Annotated in this window: 4 protein-coding genes; all 4 read left to right on the top strand. The window is 73.7% G+C overall.

Translation table 11 applies throughout. The features are described from left to right. A partial coding sequence (locus E1258_RS31895) for a WD40/YVTN/BNR-like repeat-containing protein (protein ID WP_371688713.1) occupies window positions 1-260 on the top strand: 260 nt, incomplete at its 5' end. After that, entirely contained in the window at window positions 261-536 is a 276-nt protein-coding gene (locus tag E1258_RS31890) for a MoaD/ThiS family protein (protein WP_132407602.1), read from the top strand. 212 nt (window positions 537-748) lie between these two features. Continuing rightward, window positions 749-1927, top strand: a complete 1179-nt coding sequence (locus E1258_RS31885) for an LLM class flavin-dependent oxidoreductase (protein ID WP_132407600.1) — start codon at window positions 749-751, stop codon at window positions 1925-1927. Then, window positions 1924-2521: FMN reductase (locus E1258_RS31880; protein ID WP_132407598.1), on the top strand; the 598-nt coding region annotated here is incomplete at its 3' end. The genes E1258_RS31885 and E1258_RS31880, both read left to right, overlap by 4 nt.

Here is a 2521-nt window from a genome sequence, read left to right as displayed (position 1 = left end):
AGGCCGACGAGCGCTGCCGGGTCTACCGCTCCGCCGACGCGGGCGAGACGTGGGAGGCGCTCTCGGCGGGCCTGCCCGATGGGCCGTTCTACCCGGCGGTGCTGCGCGACGCGATGTGCGCCGACGACGCCGACCCGGCCGGGGTCTACTTCGGCACCCGCTCCGGCGAGGTCTACGCCAGCCGCGACGAGGGCGACTCCTGGTCCCTGGTCGCCGCGCACCTGCCCGACGTGCTCTGCGTCCGCGCCGCGGAGGTCTGAGTGGTCACCGTCCTGGTGCCGGGGCCGCTGCGCGGCGAGGTCGGCGGCGCGACGCGGCTCACCGTCGCGGCGGCCGGGACGCTGCGCGACGTCCTCGACGAGTTGGCCGGGCAGTGGCCCCGGCTGGCCCGGCGGTTGCGTGACGAGCGCGGCGAGGTGCGCCGGTACGTCAACGTCTACGTCGACGGGGAGGACTGCCGGCATCTGGGCGGGCTGGACGCGCCGGTCCTCCCCGGCGCCGAGGTGCGGGTGCTGCCCTCGGTGGCCGGCGGCTGACCCGCGTTCCCGCCACCGAATCCCACCGCGCGCACCCGATTCGCCGCCTCCAGCCGAGGGCACCGGGCAGCCGATTCGCCGCCGCCGGCCAGGCCACCACGCGCCCGCGGCACGGGAGCATGGGCCCCGACCGACGGAATAGTTGACTCGTCAAATATGTTGTGGGCCATGTCCGGGGCCGCACCGGCCCGGTAGCCACACGAGGAGCCGTCATGCAGTTCGGGGTCTTCACCGTCGGAGACGTCACCGTCGACCCGACCACCGGGCGGGAGCCGTCGGAGCACGAGCGGATCAAGGCGATGGTGACCATCGCCCGGAAGGTCGAGGAGGTCGGGCTCGACGTCTTCGCCACCGGCGAGCACCACAACCCGCCCTTCGTGCCGTCGTCGCCCACCACCATGCTGGGCTGGATCGCGGCCCGCACCGAGCGGCTGCTGCTCTCCACCGCCACCACCCTGATCACCACCAACGACCCGGTGAAGATCGCCGAGGACTACGCGATGCTCCAACACCTCGCCGACGGCCGGGTCGACCTGATGCTCGGCCGGGGCAACACCGGCCCGGTCTATCCGTGGTTCGGCAAGGACATCCGGGCCGGCATCCCGCTGACCATCGAGAACTACGACCTGCTGCGCCGGCTCTGGCGCGAGGACGTGGTCGACTGGTCGGGCAAGTACCGTACCCCGCTACAGTCGTTCACCTCGACGCCGCGCCCCCTGGACGGGGTGCCGCCGTTCGTCTGGCACGGCTCGATCCGCAGCCCGGAGATCGCCGAGCAGGCCGCGTACTACGGCGACGGTTTCTTCGCCAACCACATCTTCTGGCCCAAGGAGCACACCCAGCGGATGGTCGGCCTCTACCGGGAGCGCTTCGCGCACTACGGGCACGGCTCGCCCGACCAGGCGATCGTCGGCCTCGGCGGCCAGGTGTTCATGCGGCGCAACTCGCAGGACGCGGTCCGGGAGTTCCGCCCGTACTTCGACAACGCCCCCGTCTACGGCCACGGACCGGCGCTGGAGGACTTCATGGCGCAGACCCCGCTGACCGTCGGCAGCCCACAGCAGGTGATCGACCGTACCCTCGGCTTCCGCGACTACGTCGGCGACTACCAGCGGCAGCTCTTCCTGATCGACCACGCCGGGCTGCCGCTGAAGACCGTGCTGGAGCAACTCGACCTCCTCGGCGAGGAGGTGGTCCCCGTGCTGCGCCGGGAGTTCGCCGCGCTGCGGCCCGCGCACGTGCCCGAGGCCCCCACGCACGCCTCGCTGAAGGCCGCCCGCGACGCCGGTGACGCAGCCGACGCCGCGCAGGGCGCGTCGAGCACCGGCACCGGGTCGGGTGCCGTCGGCGAGCCGGCCGTTGCCGGTGCCGCCCCGGAGGCGGGGCGATGAGCCGCCGTACCCTCGCCGTGGTCTCCGCCGGGCTCTCCCGGCCCTCGTCGACCCGGCTGCTCGCCGATCAGCTCGCCGCGGCCACCCGCGACGAGCTGACCCGGCGCGGCGTCGAGGTGGAGCTGCGCCCCGTCGAACTGCGCGACCACGCCCACGACGTCGTCAACCACCTGCTCACCGGCTTCCCGCCGCCCGCCCTGCACGAGGCGCTGGACACGTTCGCCGCAGCCGACGGCGTGGTGGCGGTCACGCCGATCTTCAACGCGTCCTACAGCGGGCTGTTCAAGTCCTTCTTCGACGTGCTTGACGCCGGCACGCTGGTGGACCGGCCCGTGCTGATCGCCGCCACCGGCGGCACCGCCCGGCACTCCCTCGCCCTGGAGCACGCCGTCCGGCCGATGTTCGCGTACCTGCGGGCGGTGGTCGTGCCCACGGCGGTCTTCGCGGCCCCCGAGGACTGGTCGGGTGCGGCGGCCGGGGGCGCCCTGCGCTCCCGGATCGTCCGCGCGGCCGGCGAACTGGCCGACCAGGTGCGGCAGCGGCCCGCCACCGCGCCGCCGGACCCGTTCGCGCTCACCGCCGGCTTCGACGAAC

The sequence above is a fragment of the Micromonospora sp. KC207 genome (genome assembly GCF_004348615.1).
In the GTDB taxonomy this organism is placed as follows: domain Bacteria; phylum Actinomycetota; class Actinomycetes; order Mycobacteriales; family Micromonosporaceae; genus Micromonospora.
This window is presented reverse-complemented; position numbering and strand designations above follow the sequence as displayed.

Excerpts from the sequence above, each read along its gene's own strand:
- E1258_RS31885 (WP_132407600.1), top strand. The coding sequence starts at position 749 with ATGCAGTTCGGGGTCTTCACCGTCGGAGACGTCACCGTCGACCCGACC.